The organism is Methylobacterium iners (assembly GCF_022179305.1).
GTDB classification, from domain to species: domain Bacteria; phylum Pseudomonadota; class Alphaproteobacteria; order Rhizobiales; family Beijerinckiaceae; genus Methylobacterium; species Methylobacterium iners.
This window is the reverse complement of sequence record NZ_BPQP01000032.1, coordinates 60,695-83,202: the sequence shown is the minus strand read 5'-3', so window position 1 is coordinate 83,202 and position 22,508 is coordinate 60,695. Positions and strand designations below refer to the sequence as shown.

20 protein-coding genes are annotated in these 22,508 nt (G+C 68.0%); 9 read left to right on the top strand and 11 right to left on the bottom strand.

Annotated features, from left to right (window positions below):
- Window positions 1–279 precede the first annotated feature (279 nt).
- The gene (locus MFF55_RS11370) at window positions 280–780 is read left to right on the top strand and encodes a lytic transglycosylase domain-containing protein (RefSeq protein ID WP_238244202.1); all 501 of its coding nucleotides are present in this window, start codon (window positions 280–282) and stop codon (window positions 778–780) included.
- A 230-nt stretch (window positions 781–1,010) separates the two neighbouring features.
- On the opposite strand, the gene MFF55_RS11365 is transcribed toward MFF55_RS11370, so the two are convergent.
- A complete protein-coding gene (locus MFF55_RS11365; RefSeq protein WP_238244201.1) occupies window positions 1,011–2,753 on the bottom strand; it encodes an ATP-binding response regulator in 1,743 nt (580 codons plus the stop codon).
- A gap of 315 nt (window positions 2,754–3,068) precedes the next feature.
- On the opposite strand from MFF55_RS11365, the gene MFF55_RS11360 reads away from it, so the two are divergent.
- The 4 genes from MFF55_RS11360 (at window position 3,069) to MFF55_RS11345 (ending at window position 8,564) form a co-directional block, all read left to right on the top strand.
- Window positions 3,069–3,803 carry a response regulator gene (locus tag MFF55_RS11360; protein ID WP_238244200.1) on the top strand — a complete coding sequence of 245 codons (735 nt, stop codon included), beginning with the start codon at window positions 3,069–3,071 and terminating at the stop codon, window positions 3,801–3,803.
- 175 nt (window positions 3,804–3,978) lie between these two features.
- Entirely contained in the window at window positions 3,979–4,323 is a 345-nt protein-coding gene (locus MFF55_RS11355; RefSeq protein ID WP_238244199.1) for a hypothetical protein, read from the top strand.
- A gap of 282 nt (window positions 4,324–4,605) precedes the next feature.
- Window positions 4,606–6,942: a sensor histidine kinase gene (locus MFF55_RS11350; protein WP_238244198.1), complete on the top strand. Its 2,337-nt coding sequence runs from the start codon at window positions 4,606–4,608 to the stop codon at window positions 6,940–6,942.
- Complete coding sequence (locus MFF55_RS11345; RefSeq protein ID WP_238244197.1) at window positions 6,942–8,564, top strand: ABC transporter substrate-binding protein; 1,623 nt, start codon at window positions 6,942–6,944, stop codon at window positions 8,562–8,564. The genes MFF55_RS11350 and MFF55_RS11345 overlap by 1 nt, the downstream gene beginning before the upstream one ends.
- 90 nt (window positions 8,565–8,654) lie before the next feature.
- Here MFF55_RS11345 and MFF55_RS11340 read toward each other — a convergent pair whose 3' ends face one another.
- The 3 genes from MFF55_RS11340 to MFF55_RS11330 all read right to left on the bottom strand — a co-directional run bounded on the left by MFF55_RS11340 (window position 8,655) and on the right by MFF55_RS11330 (window position 10,332).
- Complete coding sequence (locus tag MFF55_RS11340; RefSeq protein WP_238244196.1) at window positions 8,655–8,807, bottom strand: hypothetical protein; 153 nt, start codon at window positions 8,805–8,807, stop codon at window positions 8,655–8,657.
- A gap of 129 nt (window positions 8,808–8,936) precedes the next feature.
- A complete protein-coding gene (locus tag MFF55_RS11335; RefSeq protein ID WP_238244195.1) occupies window positions 8,937–9,875 on the bottom strand; it encodes an extracellular solute-binding protein in 939 nt (312 codons plus the stop codon).
- Between the two features lie 211 nt (window positions 9,876–10,086).
- Window positions 10,087–10,332, bottom strand: a complete 246-nt coding sequence (locus MFF55_RS11330) for a hypothetical protein (RefSeq protein WP_238244194.1) — start codon at window positions 10,330–10,332, stop codon at window positions 10,087–10,089.
- Between the two features lie 108 nt (window positions 10,333–10,440).
- Here MFF55_RS11330 and MFF55_RS11325 point away from each other — a divergent pair, with 108 nt between their 5' ends.
- Window positions 10,441–10,695 carry a hypothetical protein gene (locus MFF55_RS11325; RefSeq protein ID WP_238244193.1) on the top strand — a complete coding sequence of 85 codons (255 nt, stop codon included), beginning with the start codon at window positions 10,441–10,443 and terminating at the stop codon, window positions 10,693–10,695.
- A 126-nt stretch (window positions 10,696–10,821) separates the two neighbouring features.
- Here the strand turns inward: MFF55_RS11325 and MFF55_RS11320 are convergent, their stop codons facing one another.
- The 7 genes from MFF55_RS11320 to MFF55_RS11290 all read right to left on the bottom strand — a co-directional run bounded on the left by MFF55_RS11320 (window position 10,822) and on the right by MFF55_RS11290 (window position 17,371).
- Complete coding sequence (locus MFF55_RS11320) at window positions 10,822–12,198, bottom strand: LLM class flavin-dependent oxidoreductase (RefSeq protein WP_238244192.1); 1,377 nt, start codon at window positions 12,196–12,198, stop codon at window positions 10,822–10,824.
- A complete protein-coding gene (locus tag MFF55_RS11315) occupies window positions 12,198–12,353 on the bottom strand; it encodes a hypothetical protein (protein WP_238244191.1) in 156 nt (51 codons plus the stop codon). Before MFF55_RS11315 ends, MFF55_RS11320 begins: the two co-directional genes overlap by 1 nt.
- Window positions 12,354–12,415: 62 nt before the next feature.
- Window positions 12,416–13,069 carry a methionine ABC transporter permease gene (locus tag MFF55_RS11310; RefSeq protein ID WP_238244190.1) on the bottom strand — a complete coding sequence of 218 codons (654 nt, stop codon included), beginning with the start codon at window positions 13,067–13,069 and terminating at the stop codon, window positions 12,416–12,418.
- Window positions 13,050–14,207: a methionine ABC transporter ATP-binding protein gene (locus MFF55_RS11305; protein WP_238244189.1), complete on the bottom strand. Its 1,158-nt coding sequence runs from the start codon at window positions 14,205–14,207 to the stop codon at window positions 13,050–13,052. Before MFF55_RS11305 ends, MFF55_RS11310 begins: the two co-directional genes overlap by 20 nt.
- The gene (locus MFF55_RS11300; RefSeq protein ID WP_238244188.1) at window positions 14,192–14,995 is read right to left on the bottom strand and encodes a MetQ/NlpA family ABC transporter substrate-binding protein; all 804 of its coding nucleotides are present in this window, start codon (window positions 14,993–14,995) and stop codon (window positions 14,192–14,194) included. The genes MFF55_RS11305 and MFF55_RS11300 overlap by 16 nt, the downstream gene beginning before the upstream one ends.
- 425 nt (window positions 14,996–15,420) lie before the next feature.
- On the bottom strand, window positions 15,421–16,467 hold the full coding sequence (locus MFF55_RS11295) for an LLM class flavin-dependent oxidoreductase (protein ID WP_238244187.1): 1,047 nt from the start codon (window positions 16,465–16,467) through the stop codon (window positions 15,421–15,423).
- A 4-nt stretch (window positions 16,468–16,471) separates the two neighbouring features.
- The gene (locus MFF55_RS11290; RefSeq protein ID WP_238244207.1) at window positions 16,472–17,371 is read right to left on the bottom strand and encodes an aliphatic sulfonate ABC transporter substrate-binding protein; all 900 of its coding nucleotides are present in this window, start codon (window positions 17,369–17,371) and stop codon (window positions 16,472–16,474) included.
- Between the two features lie 762 nt (window positions 17,372–18,133).
- Here MFF55_RS11290 and MFF55_RS11285 point away from each other — a divergent pair.
- From MFF55_RS11285 to MFF55_RS11275, 3 genes are all read left to right on the top strand, one after another.
- Window positions 18,134–19,354, top strand: a complete 1,221-nt coding sequence (locus tag MFF55_RS11285) for an acyl-CoA dehydrogenase family protein (protein WP_238244186.1) — start codon at window positions 18,134–18,136, stop codon at window positions 19,352–19,354.
- 533 nt (window positions 19,355–19,887) lie between these two features.
- On the top strand, window positions 19,888–20,331 hold the full coding sequence (locus MFF55_RS11280) for an Ig-like domain-containing protein (RefSeq protein ID WP_238244185.1): 444 nt from the start codon (window positions 19,888–19,890) through the stop codon (window positions 20,329–20,331).
- 225 nt (window positions 20,332–20,556) lie between these two features.
- Window positions 20,557–22,503, top strand: coding sequence for a PrkA family serine protein kinase (locus tag MFF55_RS11275; protein ID WP_238244184.1), 1,947 nt, complete (start codon window positions 20,557–20,559; stop codon window positions 22,501–22,503).
- The last annotated feature ends 5 nt before the right edge of the window (window positions 22,504–22,508 follow it).

The window sequence follows — 22,508 nt, the reverse complement described above, 5'->3', positions numbered from 1 at the left end:
ACTTCTAAGGGGTCACGTCAGATTCCCGTAGGGCGCGCCAACATCGTAGCCATATGGAATAGAGGCGCGAACCATTGCGCTCTTCGGATGGCTTGCGCGTACAACTTAAGACCAGTTTGAGGCACCAGAGAATCGCTCTAGATCAAGCGGCTGGTTGGCAGTTGTATGTGCCCTTCGCCAGCAAAGATCAAGAAGCATCACTGTACAGCTTGCAACATACGACACGTGATGGACACATTTCGATGATCATGATTGCTTCAATACCGTCTCGGAGTGCTCATGATCTTTCGGTTCTCTTCGCTCAGCCTCGCTTGTAGTTTTCTCGCATTACCGGCGTGGGCCTCGCCCTCGGCAAGTGGGTCAGACCTCGACACCTTGATCGCGCAGCATGCCCAAGCGAATGGTGTACCGGAGGCGCTGGTGCATCGGGTCGTGCAGCGGGAAAGCCGCTACAACGCACGAGCATCGAGCCGGGGGAACTACGGTCTGATGCAGATCAGGCACGGCACAGCCCGTGGCATGGGCTATAGCGGGTCAGCGACGGGTCTGCTCGATGCCAACACCAATCTGACCTACGCAGTCCCCTACCTCGCGGCCGCCTATCGCGTGGCGGGCGGCAATCAGAGCCGCGCGATCGCCCTCTACGCGCGCGGCTTCTACCATCAGGCAAAGCGCGGGGGCTTCGGTGCTCGCGGCGTCGTGGCTGAAGCCGCACAGCCAAGCGCCCAGCCGCGTCTCGATCAGATGGCTGCCCAGCTGCAGCTCCCATCGTTCGAGTGAAGCAAACCGCACGGTTTAGTCCAGGGTCGCTGCTGGTTGCCGATCCACATGGATCTGCGTGTCTCCACGAACACACCTTGGCCACTGGACGGAAAGCGGACCTTCGTCGGATCGTTGCTTCACCGCTGTCGTGCTAACCTCATCACGCGGTCGCTGCTGGAACTGCCCTGTCGCCGTCACGGTACAGGATCGACCGCGATAAGCGGCCGAACGCGCCTGACTTGCTGAGGCTAGATCAGCCCCACCGAGATCTTGGGGAAACGCATCAGGAACGTCGCGCCGGATCCCATGCCCGCGCTGTGCGCCTCGGTTCTGCCGCCGTGAAGCTCGACGATGCGTCGGACGATCGAGAGGCCGAGGCCCGTCGAGCCCTCGCCGCCCGTCGGCTTGGCCGAGAGGCGCTGGAAGCGGCCGAACAGGCGCGAGGCATCCTCGGGCGACAGGCCGGGTCCCTGGTCCGTGACGGCGCAGATGATCTCCGTCCCCTCGTCGCGCACCGAGACCTCGATCGCGCTGTCGATGAAGCTGTACTTGATCGCGTTAGAGACGAGGTTGTCGATCGCCTCGCGCAGCCGCTCGCTGTCGCCGCAGACGTAGACCGCCTCCTGCGTCGCGAAGCGAAGGCTCTGGCCCTTCGTCTCGGCCAGGGGGCGATTGGCTTCGCAGACCTCGCCGGCCAAGGCGGCGAGGTCGAGGGGCTCGCGACGCAGGGTGATGTCGAGGGCGTCGTTCATGGCGTCGGCCATGAGGGTGTCGATCATGCCGATGAGGCGCTTGGCGGCGGTGCGGACCGCCTCCACCTGCACCCCCATCTGCGCCTTCGGCACTGTCTCGATCGCAAGCATGTCCGACAGCATCTCGGAGCGCCCGAGGATCACGGAAAGCGGGTTCTTCAGATCGTGGGCGACGGTGCCGAGGATCTCCGTCTTGAGATTGTTGGCCCGGCGCAGGTTCGAGCGCTGCAGATCGAGGCGCCGGTTGGCCCGTATCAGCTCCGCGGTACGCTCGAGGACGCGCTGCTCCAGCTCGACATTGGCCCGCTGAAGCTTCTCGTAGAGGATGACGTTGTCGAAGGCGATCGAAAGCCGGGTCGTGAGAAGGTCGATCAGCGAGCGATCGGTGTCGGACAGGGAGCGATCCGCGTCGATGAGGGCGACGATCTCGCTGCCGCTCGCGGTGTGCATGTAGAGGGTCGACCAATGGTCGCCGAAGCTGTGGGTGCGCTCCGCGAAGGCACGCTCCACGACCGGGTGAACGTCGGGGTCGAGGGGCCAGGCCGGGTTGCGGCCGACATAATGGCCGTAGCAGCCCGAACCCGCGAGCACGCAGAAGCGCTCGTCGGTGGCGTCGTTCTCGCGAAGGACGAGGATGCCGGCGCATTCGACGTTGAGCAATGATGCGACCTGCGTCAGGACGCCTTCGGCGAGCCGCTGCATCGACTTGTGGTCGAGGAGCATCGGGGCCGCGTCGAGGATGATCTCGAGGCCGCGCCGGGTCTCGTCGAGGCGCTTGAGCTGCTGGTAGGCGCGCAGGGCGGCGGTGAGACTCGTGAAGAGCTTGTCGGCCGTGAGCTCGGTCTTCGCCTTGTAGTCGTTGATGTCGTAGTCGACGATCACGCGACGCTCGGGCGCCTGGCCGGGCTGGCCGGTGCGCAGGATGATGCGGACCGTCTCGTTCCCGAGCTCCCGCCGGATGTCGCCCACGAGGCGCAGGCCTGCATCGTCCGATTCCATGACGACGTCGAGGAACACGACGGCGACGTCCGGCCTCGCCGCCAGCAGCAGCCGGGCCTCGGCCGCCGAGTAGGCGGAGAGGATCTCCAGCCCCCGCCCGTCGAGTTCGTAACCCGCCAGCGCATAGCGCGTCCCCTCGTGGACCGCGGGATCATCGTCGACGACCGCGATCGTCCAGGCGCCGGCCCGCGCGGGGGGATCCGTGATGTCGTCGGGCAGGAGAAAGATTTCGTCGTCCATCGTCTCGGATCTTGCTGGCCCATTCGTGTCGGCGGATTTGCGCGGGACCGTTCGGCGCAAGCCTTTCCCAGGCCGCGACTCGTCCACGTCGGCGAGATCGCCAACAAACTTGGTGAAACCTGGGCCGTGCGCGAGGCAGGGGATGCCGAATACATCATTTCGGGGTGGAGTGTGGGCACGCACTGCCGATATCATCTTCGCCGAAATACCGTTCGCCGGGTCCCATCGTGCCGGGCCCGAGATCCGAGTGCGAAGAGCGTTGGTCATGCCGATTGCGACGAGTCACCCCTTGGCCTCCTCGACCGGATTGGGCCGATGAATGCCTCGGCGCCGCATGTCGCCGTGGTCGACGACGAAGCCGAGGCCCGCGCGATGGTGGGCGACTACCTGCGCATGCACGGGTTCGACGTGGTGCTCTGCGACGGCGGCCGGACGCTGCGCGCGCACCTCGCCGAGCGCAGGCCCGATCTCATCGTCCTCGACCTTAACATGCCGGAGGAGGACGGGCTCTCGATCGTACGGGACCTGAAGGCGCGCACCACCATTCCGGTCATCATGCTGACGGCGACCGCGAGCCCGATCGATCGGGTCGTCGGCCTCGAGCTCGGAGCGGACGATTACCTGCCCAAGCCCTGCGAGCTGCGCGAGCTCGTCGCCCGGGTGCGGTCGGTGCTGCGGCGAGGGAGCGGACTGGCGCCCCAGCCGGAGATGCCGGCCGCGCCGGCGGAAGTTCCCGGGCGCCGCATCCGTTTCGGGACCAAGTGGCTCGACCTCGACGCCTTGCGCCTGCGGGACAGCGAGGGCGCCGAGCAGGCGCTGACCCGTTCGGAATTCGAGCTGCTCAAGGCCTTCGCGGATCATCCCAAGCGCGCGCTCTCGCGCGAGCGTCTGCTCGACCTCGCCGATGCCCGCGATCCCGACGCGTTCGACCGCGCCATCGACGTGCGCATCAACCGAATCCGCAAGAAGATCGAGCCGGACCCGGCCAATCCACGCTACATCAAGACCGTGCGCGGCCTCGGTTACGTCTTCCGTCCCGACGGCGACTGAGGGTCGTGCTCCGCGGGAAGCGAGGCGCAAGCTCGGCAATTGTTTCGTGGGCGCCGCATCGAAGAAACAATCGCGCTGAAATACCAGTATCCTGTGACGAGCGAAGCAAAACTGGGGACATGCGCGGCTCCTAGAGCTGACACCAACGACGGCGCCAAGCGTCGAGGGGGGTGTCATGGGCAAGTTCATCATCGTCATCGCGGTTGCCGCCTCGCTCTCGACGGGCCTGCTTGCAGCCCTCGCCGCCGTTCCTGCCCGCAGCGCCTCCGCTGAGCCTGACGCCGCTCTGCCCGCCGTCGAGGCGAAGCCCGCACCGGGCTGCGCGTCGGCGGCCTGGCCCTACCGCCCCGCCAATTGCCCCGACGTTGGTGATGTGCAGCGCCAGGACACGACACCCGGAAGTTCGGGCGAGCGGGCGCCCGTTCGCCAGGTTCGGCTCATCAGCCTGGATCGTCGGGACGGGGAGAACCGCGCCCCCACGCCGCCGAGCCCTGCGCGCGCCGCGTCCAAGCGGCAGTGAGGGGACCGAGATGCCCCAATTCACGCGCTCAGCACTCGAGGCAGACCCCGAGAGCCTCGATCGGCTCTTCCAGCTCCTTCATGGGCGTCGCCGGGATGAACCGGCCCCGACCCGGCCGCCCGCTGAACCGAGCCTTGAGGCGCGTTTCGGCGTTCGACCGAACGCACGGGCTGCGAGCCCACCCCGCAGGCCGGCTGCGGATATCACCAGGAACTGACCTGCCCCTGTGCTTGCCCGACTTCAGGAAGACATTAAACTGAAGCAAACGGGCGGGATGGGGACATGCGGGTCGGCCGTAAGATCGCGCTGGTCGGCGGTGTGCCCATCCTCATCGCGGCGGCGATCGCGGTCGCGGGCTGGTTCCTGCTCGCCCAGGCGGAGCGCGCGCGCGACGGCACGCTGGTCGCGAGCCAGGTCTACCACGATCTCAGCTCCGCCCGCCTGATTCGCGACGCCTACGTCGCCGCCAACCCTTCGGAGCGTGCAGCCCACGCCGACACCTTCGCGACTCTGACGGCGCGGGCGAGCAAGGGGCTCGGCGCCCTGAGCGGGCTGGCGCGCACGCGCGAGCAGACCTCGGGCATCGCCTCGGCGCGGGGTGCCCTGGCGGGCTACGTCGAGCGCATGAACCACCTCATCCGCCTGACCCGGGAGAGCGACGGCCTGACCGCGGAGATGGCCCAGCGCGCCGACACGCTGATCACGCTGGCCGACCGGGCCCGCCTGCGGCAGCAGGCGTCGAACGCCGACCTCGTCCGCTCCTTGAGCGAGAAGGTGAACAAGCTGCGCGCGACGCGGGACATCGTCGCCAACCTCAACCTGCTCCGGACGATCCTGGCGGAGATCGCCGTCGCCCGCGTCCGAGCGGCAGCGCCGGCGGAGCCCTCGCCGGCCGCGGGCCGGCCGCAATCCGACATCGCCCTCCTCCAGAATGCGAGTCGCAGCCTCTCGGCCGCCCTGCGCGGCGAGGGGCGCGCCCGCGAGGCCGACGAGCTCGAAGCCCTCTCGGCGGGCCAGGGCCTCGACGAGGCGACGCCGGACCGCACGGGCGCGTCGCAACCCGCGGTCCTCGCGGCCTGGAGCGAGCGTCTCCTGAAGATCGACACGTCCGGCCAGCGCACGCTGCACGACGAGGTCGCCCAGCTCCTCACCTACTCCATCGAGGCGAACGAGACCCAGCAGGCGACGCAGGACGTCGCCATCACCACCCTCAAGCTCGGGCAGCGCACGGCCGACGCGCTGGCGCGGCGCGACACCGTGACGGCGGCCTCCATGGTCGGGGAGGGGGAGCGCCTCTCGGCCAAGACGGCCGCCCTGCCGATCTCCCCACTCATCCAGGGCGAGATGATCGACGCGATCGACGGCTGGCGCACCCGCCTCGCCACGACGATCGACGGGCTCAAGCGCCAGGGCGCCATGCTCGCCGAGATGGACAGCGTCGCGGCCGTCGTCAGCGAGAGCGCGCGCACGCTCAACGACGCCTTCGTCGGCGATGCCGACCGCCTGGGCAGCTTCCTCCGGCAGATCCTGCTCTTCGGCGCCGCGGGCGGATTGCTGCTCGGCTCGCTCGCCGCTCTTGCGGTCGCGCGCTCGATCACCGTGCCGCTGCGCCAGCTCCAGGATGACATGATCGCGCTGGCGGCCGACCCGTCGGCGGGAACCGTCATCGGCACCCAGCGGCGCGACGAGCTCGGGGAGATCGCGAGAGCCACGAACTTCTTCGTGACGGAGATCGGACGGCGCGAGCGGGCCTTGCGGCGCGCCAAGGACCAGGCGGACGCCGCCCTCGTCGAGCTGAAGCAGGTTCAGGACGACCTCATCCGCGCCGAGAAGCTCGCCTCCCTGGGACAACTCGTGGCCGGCGTGGCCCACGAGATCAACACGCCGCTCGGGATCGCTCTGACCACCGCCACGATCGTGCGGGACGAGACGCGCGACTTCCAGGCGCTCGTGGCCCAGAACGCGCTCTCGCGCTCGCGGCTGACGCATTACGTCGACCGAGTCGGAGAAGGTGCGGCCCTTCTCTACGCCAACCTCGCGCGGGCCGCGGACCTCGTCCACGGCTTCAAGCAGGTTGCCGTCGATCGGGCGGCGGACGAGCATCGCACCTTCGCCATCGATGCCTGGCTCGACGACCTCCTGGCGAGCCTTCAGCCCATGCTGCGGAAGGGCGGCCACGTGGTCCGGCACGAATGTTCGGCGGGACTGACCGTCAACACGAATCCCGGTGCCCTCGCTCAGGTCGTGACGAACCTGATCACCAACGCGGTGGTGCACGGCTTCGGCGGTGTGCGGGGCGGGCAGATCGTCGTCCGTGTCGCCCACGCGGCGCCCGGGTTCGTCCGCCTGGACGTCGTCGATGATGGCCGCGGCATTGCGGCGGAGAACCTTCCCCGGATCTTCGACCCGTTCTTCACGACCGCCCGCGCGCGCGGCAGCACTGGCCTCGGCATGCACATCGTCCACAACCTCGTGACCGCGACGCTGAAGGGTCGCATCGCCGTCGAGAGTCAGCCCGGAAGCGGCACCGTGATCAGCGTCGAGTTCGCCTCGGATGCGCGCGGGGCGCCAACCATGCTCGGGCCAGCGCGGCAGCACGCCGACGTTGGGAGCGCCTGATGCCCAGGCTTGACCGACGCTCGCGCCCCGCCCTGCTGCTTGCCTTTTTCCTCGCGGCCCAGCCTGCGGCCGCCCGCACCCTCGTCTTCTGCTCGGAGGGCAATCCCGAATCCCTCGACCCGGCGGTCGCGACGACGACGACGGCGATGAACGCGACTTGGCAGATGTTCAACAGCCTCGTCGAGTTCATCCCCGGCACGACCGACCTGCGTCCGGCGCTAGCGGAATCCTGGACCGTCTCGGAGGACGGGCGCGACTACGTCTTCACCCTGCGCGACGGCGTGCGCTTCCACGCCAATGCCCGCTTCACGCCTAGCCGGCCGATGAATGCCGACGACGTGGTGTTCTCGCTGATGCGGCAGTGGAAGCCCGGCCACCAGTTCCAGCCGAGCGGCAACGTCTTCGGTTATTTTCGCGATCTCGGCCTTCCCGACCTGATCGAGGCCATCGAGAAGATCGACGGGCGCAACGTCCGCATCCGCCTGAGAGAGGCCGACGCGACGTTCCTCGCGAATCTCGCCCAGGCCTTCGGCAGCATCCATTCCGCGGAATATGCGAGCCTCCTCGAAGCCACGAACGCGACCGAGGAGCTCGCCCGCGCACCGATCGGCACGGGTCCCTTCGTCTTCGCCGGCTACCGGCCCGATCTCGCGATCCGGTATCGCGCCTTCGCGGATTACTGGCGCCGGCCTCAGGCGGATGCCGCGGATAGCGGGCGCCCCATCGAGGGGCTCGTGTTCTCGATCACGCCGAACGCGGCGGTGCGCCTCACCAAGGTCAAGGCGGGCGAGTGCCAGGTCATGGCCTTTCCCGGCCCCGCCGATCTCGACGCGATCCGGGCCGATCCGAGCCTGACGCTCCTCGCCCGCGAGGAATTGAACGTCGCCTATCTCGCCCTCAATACGACGCGCGCGCCGCTCGACGACGTCCGGGTGCGGCGCGCCATCACTGCCGCGATCGATCGCAGCGCCATCGTCGAGGGCGTGTTCGGCGCCTCCGGGCGTCCCGCCAAGAATCCGCTGCCGCCGGGGATGTGGGCCCACGACGATGCCCTGCCCGAGATCGCCTTCGACCGGGCCGCGGCGCGGCGCCTCCTGGCGGAGGCGGGCTTTCCCGACGGCTTCGAGACGGACCTGTGGTTCCTGCCGGTCAGCCGGCCCTACAATCCGAACGGCCGGCGCGTCGCCGACATGATCCAGGCTGACCTCGCCAGCGTCGGCATCCGTGTCCGCCTCGTCACGGAGAGCTGGGGCGCCTACCGGACGGCGCTCTACGGCGGCGTGCCGTCGATGATGCTCTACGGCTGGACGAGCGACAACGGCGACCCGGACAACTTCCTGAACATCCTCCTCGGCTGCAAGGCCGCCCCGCCCGGCGGCGCCAACCTCGCCCGCTGGTGCGATCCGGAATACGACGCCGCGGTCCAGGCCGCGCGCCGCGCGGTCGACCGCGAGGAGCGCGCCCGGCTCTATCGGACCGCACAGGGCATCTTCCGCCGCGAGGCGCCCTGGGTCCCCCTGGCCCACACGCTCGTACACATGGTGGCGCGTCGCGATGTCGTGGGTTTTCAGATGGATCCGCTCGGGCGGCACCTGTTCGAGGGCGTGCGGCTCTTGGATTGATCAGGTGCCGTAGGCCGCCGCCGAGAGCGCCATGGCGGCGAGGAAGTTGACGGCGAGAAGAAGGGCGGGGAGCCGCATCGGCGACCCGCCTCAGGCGATGCAGGCCCGGACGGCCGCCGCGCGCGGTGTCGGGCAGGACCGGAAGGTTCGGTCGTCCGTCGTCCGCGGGGCCGTCACGCCCGCTTCGGCGCGAAGAAGCGGCGCGTAGGCGCTGCCGGCCATCAGGCCTCCTGCGATGATCAAGCGTACCAGCATCCCGAGCATAGCGTTCCCCAATCCGCGGTCATTGGCAACCGTCTGTCGAAGGACGTCTAAGCCCCCGGCTTTTCGACATCATTGCGCGGATTGTTTCGTGCTCGCAGCCCGGCCCGATCAGGGGCGTGTCTTGCTGCCGTAGCGTCGCGTCCATTCCCGCAGGATGCGCTCGCGGTGCTCGGCTTCCCAGCGCAGATCGATCTTCGCCATCCGCGCTTCCGCGTGGGCGGGATAATCCGGATTCGCGCCCGCCACATCGGGATGCGCGACGATGGCGAAGCTCCGGGCGTAGATCTCGTTGGCCTCCCGCGAGGCCGCCCAATCGAGGATGCGCCGCGCGAGGTCCGGGCGGCGGGCGGTCCGGAGCATGGCGAAGGCCTCCTGCTCCCAGCCGACGCCGTCGATGGGAACGATGATCTCGATCGGCGACCCGCTCGCGCGCTCGGTGGTCGCGCGCATGTCGAAGGACAGCCCAGCGGCGTAGGTGCCGCGACCGGCCTCGCGGCAGGGCGCCGAGCCCGAGGGCAGGTAGGCCGCGACGTTCTCGTGCAGCGCGTCCATGAAGGTCCAGGCCGCGGCCTCGCCCATGCTCTGCAGCCAGCCGGCGACGAGGAGGAAGCCGGTTCCGGACAGGTTCGGATCCGGCATCACGATCTGCCCCTTGAAGCCGGGCGCCAGCAGCTCCCGCCATAGCACCGGCCGCAGCAGGCCGGACGCCTTGGCCGCCTCGGTGTTGAAGCAGATGGCCCCGACATAGGCGTCCATTCCCGTCCAGGTGTAGGGCGGCGTCTGGTCGAGGAAGAAGGAACGCAGCCGTTCGACCCCGGCGGGCCGGTACTCGGCCAGCAGATCCGCCATCTCCAGGAGCATCAAGCTCGAGGCGCCGATCCCGAAGGCGATATCGGCGCCCGGCGCGTCCCGCTCCGCCAGGAGCCGATCCGTGATCACCCCCGTCGATCCGCGGACCCAGACGATGTCGGCCTCCGGCACCGCCCGCGCCATGGCCTCGCTGATCCACGCCACCTGCTCGCTCTCGATGGCCGTGTAGATCGTCACCTTGGGCCGTTCACGTACCGAAGCGGCAGACCCCGAAGACGTCGTCAGCAGAAAGGCCAGTATGGATGTCGCACATACACAGATGGCTCCTGCAGCGCTTTTCATCATCCGGCCTAGGACGCGTACCCACTGACTTGACGGACCTTAAGCGATTTTTCTGACGGCGCATTGTAGGATCGATACGCCGCGCAGGATGCGGTCCCGCTTCGAACTAGTCCGCCTGAGTTCCCTCGGCCGGCATCGGCGTGAGAGCGTGAACGTCCTCGCCGCGCCATTCGACATCGTAGCCGAGGTCTCGCAGAGCATTATTCAGCAGCGCTTGCCAATCGTCGCTGCAGCCAGAGGCGTGCTCCTCGAGCTTCGCATGCACCTGAGCGATGACGCGGGGATCGGGCGTTCCGTGCTTGGCCCAATAGGCATCCAGCGCGTTCATCGCCCGGTTGATGGCCTCGATCACGTCAGTCCGTTCCCATAATCCGGTTCCCCCTGAGAACTTGCTTGGGCCATTGATCGTTGCGGCAGGCCGCCGGTTTGAACAAGCGTCGAGGTCGACGGTTGTGATCCCGTGCCGAAGGCCCCCATCACCTGGACGCAGGACACCGTCGCCAACGTACCGCTCAGGCGCTTCGTGAGCCACGTCGGCACCGTGGAAGTGGGTGCGGTGGCGTTCGACGGCTCGAACCGTTTGTGGACGTGGTCGAGCCCGCTCGCGGAGGATGCCTGGGGTCATGCCCAGAGCGAAGCTGGGGCCAAGCTGGGCTTCGAGGCATGGCTGCGGGGCTGGTTGGAGAATTTCAGGCCGCTTCTGGAAGGACGCTGAAGGCAGCTCTGCCCTTGATCCTCTTGCGCCACTGAGAAATTTGTCGGCACGAGACCACCGATAGTCAGCATCATCCGTCTGGCTGACCTTATGCCATTGATCTGGCGCGGTTGTCGGTTGCTACCGCTACCCCTCCGCGGTCTCGGCGCTGGGGCGAAATGCGTTGGCGGCATGGCGGGCGGGCAGCCGGTCGCCCTGGCCGAAGAGCTTCGCGCGCAGCGAGCCCTCCGCGTAGGCGGTCTTGTAGATCCCGCGGTCCTGCAGTTCGGGGACCACGATGTCGATAAAGTCGGCGTAGCTCTCGGGCACCACGATGCGGCTGAGGTTGAACCCGTCGACCTCACCCTCTTCCATCCAGGATTGGAGCTCGTCCGCGATCGAGACGGCGTCGCCCGCGAGCACGGCGTAGCGGCCGCCGAGTTCGAGCTCCGAGAGCAGGTCGCGCTTCGTCAGCCCACGCCGTGCGGCGGCAGCCGTCGCGGATTGGATGGCGTTGCCGGGGCCGTAGGGGATGGCGTCGTCGAGGCCGTAGCGGGCGAAGTCGATGCCCGTCGAGGCGGAGAAATGCGCCAGGCCCGCCTCGGGGTTCGCATAGCGCCGGTACTCGGCGCGCTTCTCCTCGGCCTCCGCGCGACTGCGCCCGGGAATGACGGCGATGCCAACGAAGATCTTCACGTCCTCGGGGCGGCGTCCCGCCGCGACCGCCTCGGCCCGGATGGCGCGCACCGCGTTGCGGGCGCCCGCCCGGTCGCTGGCGGAGATGAACACGCACTCGGCGTGGCGCCCGGCGAAGGCCCGGCCGCGGCCCGAGGCGCCTGCCTGGTAGAGAACCGGCGTGCGCTGGAGCGAGGGCTCGGACAGGTGATAACCCTCGACGTCGAGGAACTCGCCGTGGTGCGCCACCGGACGGATGCGGGCGGGGTCGCTGAACACCCTCGCCGAACGGTCCCGGAGCACGGCGTCGTCGGCCCAGCTTCCTTCCCAGAGCTTGTAGAGCACGTCGAGGTACTCGTCGGCGTAATCGTAGCGCCGGTCGTGGTCGGGAAGCCGGCCGCCGCTCTGCCCGCGATGGGCGCTGTCGAGGTAGCCGGTGACGATGTTCCAGCCGATGCGGCCTTGCGTGAGGTGATCGAGCGTCGAGACTCGCCGGGCAAAGGTGTAGGGCGCCTCGTTGTGGACGTTGACCGTGACGCCGAAGCCCAGGTGCTCCGTCACCGCCGCCATGGCGGGGACGAGGAGCGTCGGATCGTTGACGGGAAGCTGCACGGCTTCGCGCGCCGTCACCTCGATGCCGCTGCCGTAGATGTCGTAGACGCCGATGATGTCGGCGATGAAGAGGCCGTCGAACAGGCCCCGCTCCAGCAACTTGGCCTGATCGGTCCAGTAGCGAAGCGTGTTGTACTCCGACGAGCGATCGCGCGGGTGGGTCCAGAGGCCGTGGTTGATGTGGCCCACGCAGTTCATGTTGAACGCGTTGAGCCGGATCTGCTTCTTCACGGCCATCAGAACGCTCCGTGCCGGGGCGGGTGCCGGCCGTTGAGGTGGCAGGCGCCGATCCAGTCGTACTTCCAGCGCGCGAGGTCGCGCAGGCGGTTCGCGGCCGAGGTGCCGCGCGGATCGGATGTCGGGTGGAAGGCTGGGCGACGAAGGCCGTCCATGGAAGCTCCCGCGCGACGGCCTGCAGGTCGGGCGAGCCTCGTCGGACCAGGCCGAGCAATCCTCAACGCGACCGCAGGCGTCGCACGGTGAGATCGCCGGCGAACTGCACCAAGCAGACGAGGGCGATCAAGATCATGATGACGGCGGCCATCACGGTGGTGTCGAAGCGCTGGTAGCCGTAGCGGATCGCCACGTCGCCGAGGCCGCCCGCGCCGACCGCGCCCGCCATGGCGGAGGCGCCGATCATCGAGACGACCGTGATGGTGAGGCCGCCCACGATTCCCGGCAGCGCCTCCGGAAGGAGGACGTGGACGAGAATGTGCCGGCGCCGGCAGCCGATAGATTGGGCCGCCTCGATCAGCCCGCCATCGACCTCCCGCAGCGAGACCTCGGCGATCCGGGCGAAGAACGGCGTGGCGCTCACCGCCAGCGGCACGATGGCGGCCCAGACGCCGATGGTCGTGCCCGTCACCAGCCGGGTGAAGGGGATGAGCGCCACGAGCAGCACGATGAAGGGCACGGCGCGGAACCCGTTGACCAGGGTCCCCGTCACCCGGTTGGCCCTGGGCGCGGGGAAGATGCCGCCCGGCGCCGAGGTGACGAGGAAGAGCGCCAGCGGGAGCCCGACCAGGACCGCGATCCCGGCCGAGATGCCGACCATGAAGAGGGTGTCGAAGGAGGCCTGCCAGAGGCGGTCAATCATCGCTTGGGACATAGCCGATCCTTTCGATGCTCCCTCCGAGCGCCCGCAACCGGACCTCCAGGTCAGGCCCGGCCTCCGCCGCGACGGCGATCAGCATCCGGCCGACCGCGTGCCCCTGGATTCGCTCGATGCCGGCCTGAAGCAGTCGCACCGGCGCGCCGGCGGCTGCGGCCAGGGCGGAAAGATCCGGCGCCCCCTGTCCGGAATAGGTGATCTGCAAGACGGTCGCCGCACCAGGCGCAGGTTGGGCATGCAGGGCCGCGGCCAGGTCGTCCGGCAGGCCGCGGGTCAGCGGCTCGAGGAGCGCCTGCGTCGCCGGATGCTCCGGGCTGCCGAAGACGCGCCAGACCGGCCCCATCTCGGTGACGCGGCCACCCTCCAGCACCACCACGTCGCTGCAGATGTCGCGGATCACGCTCATCTCGTGGGTGATGAGCACGATGGTGATGCCGAGGCGCCGATTGATGTCGCGCAGGAGGTTGAGGATCGAGAGGCTGGTTTCCGGGTCGAGGGCCGAGGTCGCCTCGTCGCAGAGCAGGATCTCCGGACGGCTGACGAGGGCGCGGGCGATGCCGACGCGCTGCTTCTGGCCGCCCGACAGCCGGGACGGGTAGGTCTCCGCCTTGGCCTCGAGACCGACGAGGCGCAGCACCTCGTCGACCCGCGGACCGATCTCGCTCCTCGGAACGCCGGCGACCGTGAGCGGCAGCGCCACGTTCCCGCGCACGGTCTTAGCCGAGAGCAGGTTGAAATGCTGGAATACCATGCCGATGCGACGGCGTAGGGACACGAGGCCGTTCTCGTCGAGCGCCGCGATCGGTTCGCCGTCGATCAGCACCCGGCCGGAGGTCGGCTCCTCGAGGCGGTTGATGGTGCGCAGGAGGCTCGACTTGCCGGCGCCCGAGCGGCCGATGATGCCGAAGATCGCGCCGGCCGGGACCTCGAGGTCCACGCGGTCGAGCGCCCGGACCTCGCCGGCCGCCGAACGGTAGGTCTTCGACACCGCCTCGAAGCGCACGGTGCCGGCCGCGGCGCGTGCCCCGGCCGCCGGGGCCACCGGAACGACGCGGGCGCCCGACGTTCCCTGAACCATCCCGCTCAGCGGAGCGCGCAGGCCCTGGAAGGCCAGGCCGCTCACGGGTTTGCCCATGCCAGCACGTAGAGCTTGTCGCTGCTGGCGAAGGATTTGTGGATCTGCTTCCTCACGGCCTCCGAGCCCTGGAAGATGCCGACGAACCTCCGGATCGTCGGATCGTCCTTGCGGGCCGCCTTGGTCACGAAGCTGACGGCGAAGAGCTTGTCCTCGATGCCGGAGTAGATGAGGCCGCTCGTCGGATCGAAGGTTCCGGCGGCGACGATGAAGTGCGGGTAGCCCTGCGCCAGGTCGACGTCGCCGGTGATGCGCGCGAGCTGCGGCCCTTCCACCTCGGTGAACTTGAGCTTTTTCGGGTTCTCGACGATGTCGTCGAGGGTGCCGAGGAAGCCGACGCCGTCCTTGAGCTTGATCAGCCCGGCCTTCTGGAGAAGCAGCAGGCCGCGGCCCTGATTCACCGGGTCGTTGGCGATCGCGACCCTGCCGCCGTTGGGCACCTTGTCGAAGCTCTTGTGCTTCAAGGAATAGAGCCCGAGATTCTGCAGGATGCCGGGGGCGACGATCTCGAAGTCGTAGCCCTTCTGCTTCTCCGTGTTCTCCATGAAGGGGCGGTGCTGGAAGAAATTGACGTCGATGTCGCCGGCGTCGAGGGCGACGTTCGGCGTCGTCCAGTCGCTGAACTCGATGACCTCGACGTCGATCCCCTGCGCCTTGGCCTCGCTCGCCGCGACGTTGGCCGCATCGGCATAGACGCCGGGCACCACGCCGATCTTCAGGCTTTGTGCGTGCGCGGCCACCGCCCCGAGCGAGAAGGCGGCCACGGCGAGGACGTGCAGAAGTTTCATGGGCAGGAACCTCTTGGGACGGAGATCAGGGTCGGACGGTGCAACGAGGCCGGGCAGGGTTGGTGGTCGGCATGGATCCCGGCGGGCCTGCTTGCGGCCGTCCCCGGAGCCGCCGGCTCAAGCATGGGAAGGACGAGGCGGCCTCCGATGCGGCAGGCGACGCCCTGCATGGCACTGCCCTGAGCAACGGGAGCCGTGGTGATGTCGGGGCGAGCGTGGGTCGGTGCACGGGCGTCGGGAGGTTGTGGGAGGCGGGGTCGGAGCGGCTTCCTCCCATCCTGATGGGGCCGAGCCGATCCCGGTTTTCGATCCTCAACATCCATGTTTCTCCCAGAATGTGCTTCCAAAATTCCCGTGCGCGGGAGACCGAACATCGCGCCGCTTGGACGATCGAGGGAAGGACATGGTCTTGGATGCCGCTCGCCTCAGCGGCGGAGGCGAGGCAGCAGCTTGGCCGCGAACCGGCGCATCTCCGCCTCGAAGGGCTGGAACTGCAGCATGAACAGCTCGACGCCGGCGGCGCGGAAGGCGCTGATGCGGGCCGCGACGGTGTCGTAGCTGCCGACGAGGCCGGCCGCCGTCCCGCCATTGGTCCCGACATGACGGGAGGCGGCCGCGTCGGTCTTGGCGAACATCACGCTCGCCGCGTCGGTGCGCGACCGCGTATCCGCCCGTAGGGCTTCGTCGCGATGCGCCAGGGCGAGGAGGCGCGCATGCTCGGCTTGCGCCTCTTCATCCGTGTCGCGGGCGATGACGAAGGCCGAGAGGCCGAAGCCGAGGGGCGGGTTGGCGGCTGGACGGCGGGCCACGCCGGCGATGAGGGCGGCGACGTCGGCGACCGGCTGGCCGTTGATGAACCAGACGTCGGCATGGTCCGCCGCCAAGCTACGGGCCGGTTCGGACTCGCCGCCGAGATAGATCGTCGACCGCCGGCGGTAGGTGCCGGCCGGCCTCAGCTGATAATCCGCGATGCGGAAATGCGGGCCCTCGTGGGTGACGCGCTCGCCGCGCATGAGCCGGTCGACGAGGCCGATCCATTCACGGCCATAGGCGTAGCGGTCGTCATGGGCCGGAAAGGGCAGCCCCGCCCGCTCGAATTCGGCCCGGTTCCAGGCGTTGACCAGGTTGAGGGCGAAGCGGCCCTCGCTGACATGCTCGATCTGCAGGGCCATCTTGGCGAGCACCACGGGGTGGTAGAGCCCGGGCTTGATCGCGGCGATGATCTCGATCCGGCGCGTCAGGGCCGCGAGGGCGGCCGACGCCGTCCAGGCCTCGAGCTGGTCGCGCTCATCGTCGAACGGATTCGCGGTATGCTGGGCGACGAGCACGGCGTCGAACCCGAGGGCCTCCGCCTCCAGCACGAGCGCGCGGTTGCGCGCCCAGCTCGCGTCATCCGGCTCGTCCGGATCGTGATGGGCCGCGCGCGAGCCGTGGACGGCAGCCCAGATGCCGAACCGGGGTGCGCCCGCCATCGCCTCAACCCCGCTCGGCCTGCGGCTGCCAGATCCTCACCGCCGTCGCATCGAGCTTGCGCGGGATCAGCTTGGCCTCGTGGAAGGTATCGGCGATGTCCTGCTGCTCGTTGAGCTCCGCGCGCACGACCGGCGTGACGGCATAGGTGCGGCGACGGTTGACCGTGGCGACGACCTCCGGGGGCAGGTCGCCCCAGATCGGCGCCAGCAGCGCCACGGCGGCGTCGGGCTCGGCCTTCACCCAGCGGCCGGCCTCGACCAGGGCGTCGTACACGGTCGCGACCACCAGCGGGTTCTCGGCCACGAAGCTGTCGTTGGCCAGGTAGTAGCGATGGTAGCTCGACAGCCCGGTGGCGTCGGCGACGACCCGGACCGGGCGCTTGGCCTGGGCGATGGCGAGGAAAGGATCCCAGATCACCCAGGCGTCGAGGCTCCCCTGGCCGAAGGCGGCGAGACCCTCCGGGGCCTGGAGGTAGGCCGGCTTGATGTCGGCGAAGCTGAGCCCGGCCCGCTTGAGGGCCGCCGCGAGGATGAAGTGGCAGCCCGATCCCCGCGAGACGCCGACGCTGCGCCCCTTCAGGTCCGCAACGGACCGGATGGAGGACTCGGCCGGCACGATGATCGCCTCCGCGGAGGGCGCGCCGACCTCGCGGGCGTAGAAGGTCAGCGGCGCGTTGGCGGATTGGGTAAAGATCGGCACGGCATCGGCGACATCGGCGTGGAGATCCACGGCCCCGGCGTTCATCGGCTCGATCACGCTGGTGAACAGATGCCAGGACGGGGCGAAGCCCAGCGGCTTCAGGCGCTGCTCCAAGGTACCCTTCGCCTTGAGGACGGTGAGCAGCGTCGAGGAGCGCTGATAGCTCAGACGGATGGTCCGTTCGGCTGCCCGAACGGTGGGCATTCCCAGGGAGAGAAGCGCGGCCCCACCGATGCCGGCGCGCAGGATCGTCCGGCGGGACGAGGTTGCCCCGCGCGGTTGGCTATTGGTCATCGTCATCTCCGATCCGGCGAGGGCGGCTGCGTACAGGGAGTGGTGGAGCAACCCTCTTGCCTAATTAAATGACGGCGATGGAACAACCACATGCAGAAAATCGATTTCTGCGCCGTCTATTACTGTATTGATCTTCTTCTAGCCGCAGTCATATCGTTTGACAAGACATCTTTGTTTCGAATTTTCAAGATAATATGGAAACATGCGCCTGCAATCATCGCTGCGGAGAGGATTTTTGGCTGAATTGCTATGTCGAAGAGGATCGACGCCGCCCGTTCGGCGATCTTGAGCCGTCATCGGCTCACTGCCGACTTGACCGACTCGATATCGCGCAAGAGCCGCCGGCCCTCTGTCGGGGAGAGCCGTTCGGAGCGCCCTCCGTTGCGGCGCTCGGCATGTCGTTTCCGCGGAACTGAGGCGTGGGGCGCTTCCCGCTGCGGCGAGGGGAGCCGGACCAGCCACCACCGAAGGCGGGGCTCGGAGCTAACGGCTCACGCCCGGGCATCAACGAGAACGTTCTCTCGAAAGCAGGGCTCCTGAGAGAATTGCCGTTCATGCTGCGACATCTAGGAGGCAACAGATCCCAAATTCGCCGGTGTTGTTCAAATATCCGGCGACTTGCGCCGAGATCGGGTTAGAACAGGCACGACTTGGAGACGGGATGTCGAGGCCATGTTGCAGACGGATGCAGGTTGGGGCGCGGGCCCCAGCGCGCGCTACGAGGAGTTGGCCGCGCGCTTCCGGCCGGTCTTCGCGCAGATCCGTGCGACGGCGGTGACGAGGGATGTCGAGCGCCGCCTGCCCCATGCCGAAATCGGCTGGCTGAAGGAGGCGCGTTTCACCACCCTTCGGCTTTCCGGGGAGGCGGGCGGGCACGATGCGAGTCTGCCGGAATTGTTCAACCTGCTGATCGAGCTCTCGCAGGCCGATTCCAACGTGGCGAACGCGCTGCGTGCGCATTTCGGCTTCACCGAGGACATGCTGTGCTCGTCATCGGCGGAGTGGCGCACCCGCTGGACCGCGAGGATCAGCGCCGGTGAGACGGTCGGCAGCGGCGTCTCCGAAACCGGCGGGGCGAAGGTCGGGCAATTCGACACGCGACTGCGCCAGGTCGGCTCCGAGTACGTCGTCGATGGCCGGAAGTTCTACACCACCGGCTCGCTCTTCGCGGACTGGATCCATCTCTCGGCCGAGGACGAGGACGGCGCGGCCGTTGTCGCGGCCGTTCCCACGCGAGCGCTCGGCGTGGACATCGTCGACGATTGGGACGGCTTCGGGCAGGCGCTCACCGCCAGCGGCACGGCACGCTTCGAGGGGGTCGTCCTCGCCCCCGAGTTGATCAAGCCGGATCCGGCGCGCTTTCCCTACGCAATGGCCTTCTTCCAGCTCGTGCATCTCGCGACGCTCGCGGGCATCGGCCGCGCGGCGAGCGAGGACGTGGCCCGGCTCGTGGCCGAGCGACAGCGCGTCTACAGCCACGGCAATGGCGGGCGCAGCGCCGACGATCCGCAGGTCCAGGCCGTGGTCGGCCGGGTGCGCGGCAACGCCTACGCGGCGGGTGCCGTTGTCCTCAAGGCTGCCGAGGCGTTGCAGCGCGTGTTCGATGCCCGGGGTGAAGGCGATGACCGCGCGGCGAAGGCGGCGGCTCTGGCCGACGTGGAGGTCAATCAAGCGGTCACCGTGGTCACCAACCTCGTGCTCGAGGCGACCACCAGCCTGTTTGACGCCCTCGGCGCCTCGGCGATCAAGGAGGGTCTCGGCCTCGATCGCTACTGGCGCAACGCCCGCACCATCGCCTCGCACAACCCGCGGATCTACCGCGACCGCACCGTCGGAGCCTTCGCCGTGAACGGTACCGCCCCGCCCCGCGAGTATCGGGTCGGCGCATCCTGAGTGTGAGCCAGAAGCGGCACCGCCGACCTGGGATTGCTGCGACGATGTTGGGGGCGTAGGCCCGTCACGGGTGTCCCGCTGCGATTGGCCCGGGCAGCGAGGCGCGGCACCACTGCCCGACATGGGAATGGCTGTGGCTCGCGCGCGGACCGGACATGGCTCGCCGGCCGACGCGCTGTATCGTCATCCATCATGTTGATCGAGAAGATAACGGGTCAACGCTTGACCAAGCTCTCTCACCAGATCGTCCCATTCTATCGCCCGATGCGACTCGAAAAGCGGTCCCGACATGACGCGCCGCGAGAGCGTCGCGTAAACGATGCGGAAGGCGACATCGACGGCCATCTCGCGGTGGGCGCGCGGGTGCGGGGCGGATCGTCCGGTCCCGGAGACGGACCACTGCGCGTGCCCCCGCGAGGCGGACAGTCCCCACGTCGTCGGGTCACGTGCCTGCCTGGGCTCGACGGGGGCCTGCGGCGTCCCCACATCCCGTCGGCCACGGCGAGGGCCGGGCTTTCAGGAGAGTGAGACCCATGCCTGCGATCCGTCCGATCACCCTGCTCGTTGCCGGCAGCCTCCTCGCCGCGGGGCCTGTGGCCGCGCAGACCACGTTGACCAAGAGCGAGTCCGTCGTCAGCGGCAAGTCCGTCCGGCTCGCCATCGCGCCGAACCTCAAGAAGGATTGCTCGATCGGCCCGATGGCCGAGATCAAGGTGACGGGTGCGCCCAAGAGCGGGGCACTGATCACCAAGGCGGGCAAGCAGAAGACGCCGGCGAGCTATCGCTGCCCGAATAAGGAGGTTGGCGTTCAGGCTGTGTTCTACCAGCCCAAGGCAAACTTCACGGGTGCGGACGAGGTGACGATCGAGATCAAGAATTCCGATGGGCAGGTGCAGACGCAGAACATCAAGATCACCGTCGAGGCCGCCGCCGGCAAGAAGGACGGCGAGGCCAAGAAGGAAGGCACCGATCTCTGAGATCGGCGTCCTTCCCGCACCGCAGCATCGGCCGGGCCGGGACCGCTCGCTGACCCGCCTCTCGGTCGCGCCGGATCGAACGATCGGGCTCCGTCCGCCCCGCAGTGTCGCAATCAACACACGCGAGCGATCGCGTGTGACTGCGCTGCGACAAAACTGGGCCTGTCAGTTGCATCCGAGCCGAGACAGGATGAAGCTGTCGCTGTCGTGAGGGGATCGAACGCTATGCCGTCGACGAACGACCTGTTCCAGAGCTTCGCCCGTGGCTACGAGGCGCGGCGCGACACGGAGATGAGCCTCTCCGAGTACCTCGAGGCCTGTCGCGACGAACCGCTGATGTATGCGAGTGCGGCCGAGCGCATCCTGGATGCCATCGGCAAGCCGGAATTCGTCGACACCGCCAAGGAAGCCCGCCTCGGCCGGGTCTTCATGAACCGGACGATCCGGGTCTACCCCGCCTTCTCGGAATTCTACGGCATGGAGGAGACGATCGAGCGGATCGTCTCGTTCTTCCGCCACGCCGCGCAGGGACTGGAGGAGCGCAAGCAGATCCTCTACCTGCTCGGTCCGGTCGGGGGCGGAAAGTCGTCCCTCGCCGAGCGTCTCAAGGCGCTGATGGAGGTTCATCCGGTCTACGTGCTCAAGGCGGGCAACGAGGTCTCGCCGGTCTTCGAGAGCCCGCTCGGATTGTTCGACCCGGAGGCGATGGGAGCCGAGATCCAGGAGCGCTACGGCATTCCGCGCCGTCGCCTCACCGGGCTGATGAGCCCCTGGGCGCTCAAGCGCCTCGACGAGTTCAACGGCGACATCTCGCAGTTCAAGGTGATCAAGGTGCGGCCGTCGCGCCTGCGCCAGATCTCCATCGCCAAGACCGAGCCCGGCGACGAGAACAACCAGGACATCTCGTCCCTCGTCGGCAAGGTCGATATCCGCCGGCTCGAGACCCTGAGCCAGGCGGACCCGGATGCGTATTCCTACTCGGGCGGCCTGAACCGCGCCAACCAGGGCGTCCTCGAGTTCGTCGAGATGTTCAAGGCGCCGATCAAGATGCTGCACCCGCTGCTCACCGCGACGCAGGAGGGCAACTATGTCGGCACCGAGAATATCGGCGCGATCCCCTTCACGGGCATCATACTGGCCCACTCGAACGAGTCCGAGTGGCAGACCTTCAAGACCAACAAGAACAACGAAGCCTTCATCGACCGCATCTACGTCATCAAGGTGCCCTACTGCCTCCGCGTCACGGAGGAGCAGCGGATCTACGAGAAGCTGGTCTCCGGCTCCGAGCTCTCGCAGGCCGCCTGCGCGCCGGGCACCCTGGAGATGCTGGCGCGTTTCTCGGTGCTGTCGCGCCTGCGCGAGCACGCCAACTCCAACGCCTTCTCGAAGATGCGGGTCTACGACGGCGAGTCCTTGCGCGAGGTCGATCCCCGCGCCCGGTCGATGCAGGAATACAAGGATGCGGCCGGCGTCGACGAGGGCATGGACGGGATCTCGACCCGCTTCGCCTTCAAGGTCATGGCCGCGACCTTCAACCACGACACGACGGAAGTCTCGGCCGACCCCGTCCACCTGATGTACGTGCTGGAGCAGGCGCTCCGCCGCGAGCAGCTGCCGCCCGAGACCGAGAAGCGCTACCTCGAATTCATCAAGACCGAGCTCGCGCCGCGCTACGCCGAGTTCATCGGCCACGAGATCCAGAAGGCCTATCTCGAATCCTACCACGATTACGGTCAGAACCTGTTCGACCGCTACATCGACTATGCCGACGCCTGGATCGAGGATCAGGACTTCAAGGATTCCGAGACCGGCCAACTCCTCAACCGCGAACTCCTGAACCAGGAGCTCACCAAGATCGAGAAGCCCGCGGGCATCGCCAACCCCAAGGATTTCCGCAACGAGGTGGTCAAGTTCGCCCTCCGGTCGCGCGCGCAGCACGGTGGACGAAATCCGTCTTGGACGAGTTACGAAAAGCTGCGCGAGGTGATCGAACGGCGGATGTTCTCGCAGGTTGAGGAACTGCTGCCGGTCATCTCCTTCGGCTCGAAGAAGGACGGCGAGACCGAGAAGAAGCACGGCGAGTTCGTCGAGCGCATGGTGGCGCGCGGCTACACCGAGCGTCAGGTCCGTCGGCTGGTCGAGTGGTACATGCGGGTGAAACAGGCGGGATAGGCGCG

Coding starts and splice junctions, on each gene's coding strand:
- MFF55_RS11370 (WP_238244202.1), top strand. CDS start 280: ATGATCTTTCGGTTCTCTTCGCTCAGCCTCGCTTGTAGTTTTCTCGCA.
- MFF55_RS11365 (WP_238244201.1), bottom strand. CDS start 2,753: ATGGACGACGAAATCTTTCTCCTGCCCGACGACATCACGGATCCCCCC.
- MFF55_RS11360 (WP_238244200.1), top strand. CDS start 3,069: ATGAATGCCTCGGCGCCGCATGTCGCCGTGGTCGACGACGAAGCCGAG.
- MFF55_RS11355 (WP_238244199.1), top strand. CDS start 3,979: ATGGGCAAGTTCATCATCGTCATCGCGGTTGCCGCCTCGCTCTCGACG.
- MFF55_RS11350 (WP_238244198.1), top strand. CDS start 4,606: ATGCGGGTCGGCCGTAAGATCGCGCTGGTCGGCGGTGTGCCCATCCTC.
- MFF55_RS11345 (WP_238244197.1), top strand. CDS start 6,942: ATGCCCAGGCTTGACCGACGCTCGCGCCCCGCCCTGCTGCTTGCCTTT.
- MFF55_RS11320 (WP_238244192.1), bottom strand. CDS start 12,198: ATGGCCGTGAAGAAGCAGATCCGGCTCAACGCGTTCAACATGAACTGC.
- MFF55_RS11315 (WP_238244191.1), bottom strand. CDS start 12,353: ATGGACGGCCTTCGTCGCCCAGCCTTCCACCCGACATCCGATCCGCGC.
- MFF55_RS11310 (WP_238244190.1), bottom strand. CDS start 13,069: ATGTCCCAAGCGATGATTGACCGCCTCTGGCAGGCCTCCTTCGACACC.
- MFF55_RS11305 (WP_238244189.1), bottom strand. CDS start 14,207: ATGGGCAAACCCGTGAGCGGCCTGGCCTTCCAGGGCCTGCGCGCTCCG.
- MFF55_RS11300 (WP_238244188.1), bottom strand. CDS start 14,995: ATGAAACTTCTGCACGTCCTCGCCGTGGCCGCCTTCTCGCTCGGGGCG.
- MFF55_RS11295 (WP_238244187.1), bottom strand. CDS start 16,467: ATGGCGGGCGCACCCCGGTTCGGCATCTGGGCTGCCGTCCACGGCTCG.
- MFF55_RS11290 (WP_238244207.1), bottom strand. CDS start 17,371: ATGCCCACCGTTCGGGCAGCCGAACGGACCATCCGTCTGAGCTATCAG.
- MFF55_RS11285 (WP_238244186.1), top strand. CDS start 18,134: ATGTTGCAGACGGATGCAGGTTGGGGCGCGGGCCCCAGCGCGCGCTAC.
- MFF55_RS11280 (WP_238244185.1), top strand. CDS start 19,888: ATGCCTGCGATCCGTCCGATCACCCTGCTCGTTGCCGGCAGCCTCCTC.
- MFF55_RS11275 (WP_238244184.1), top strand. CDS start 20,557: ATGCCGTCGACGAACGACCTGTTCCAGAGCTTCGCCCGTGGCTACGAG.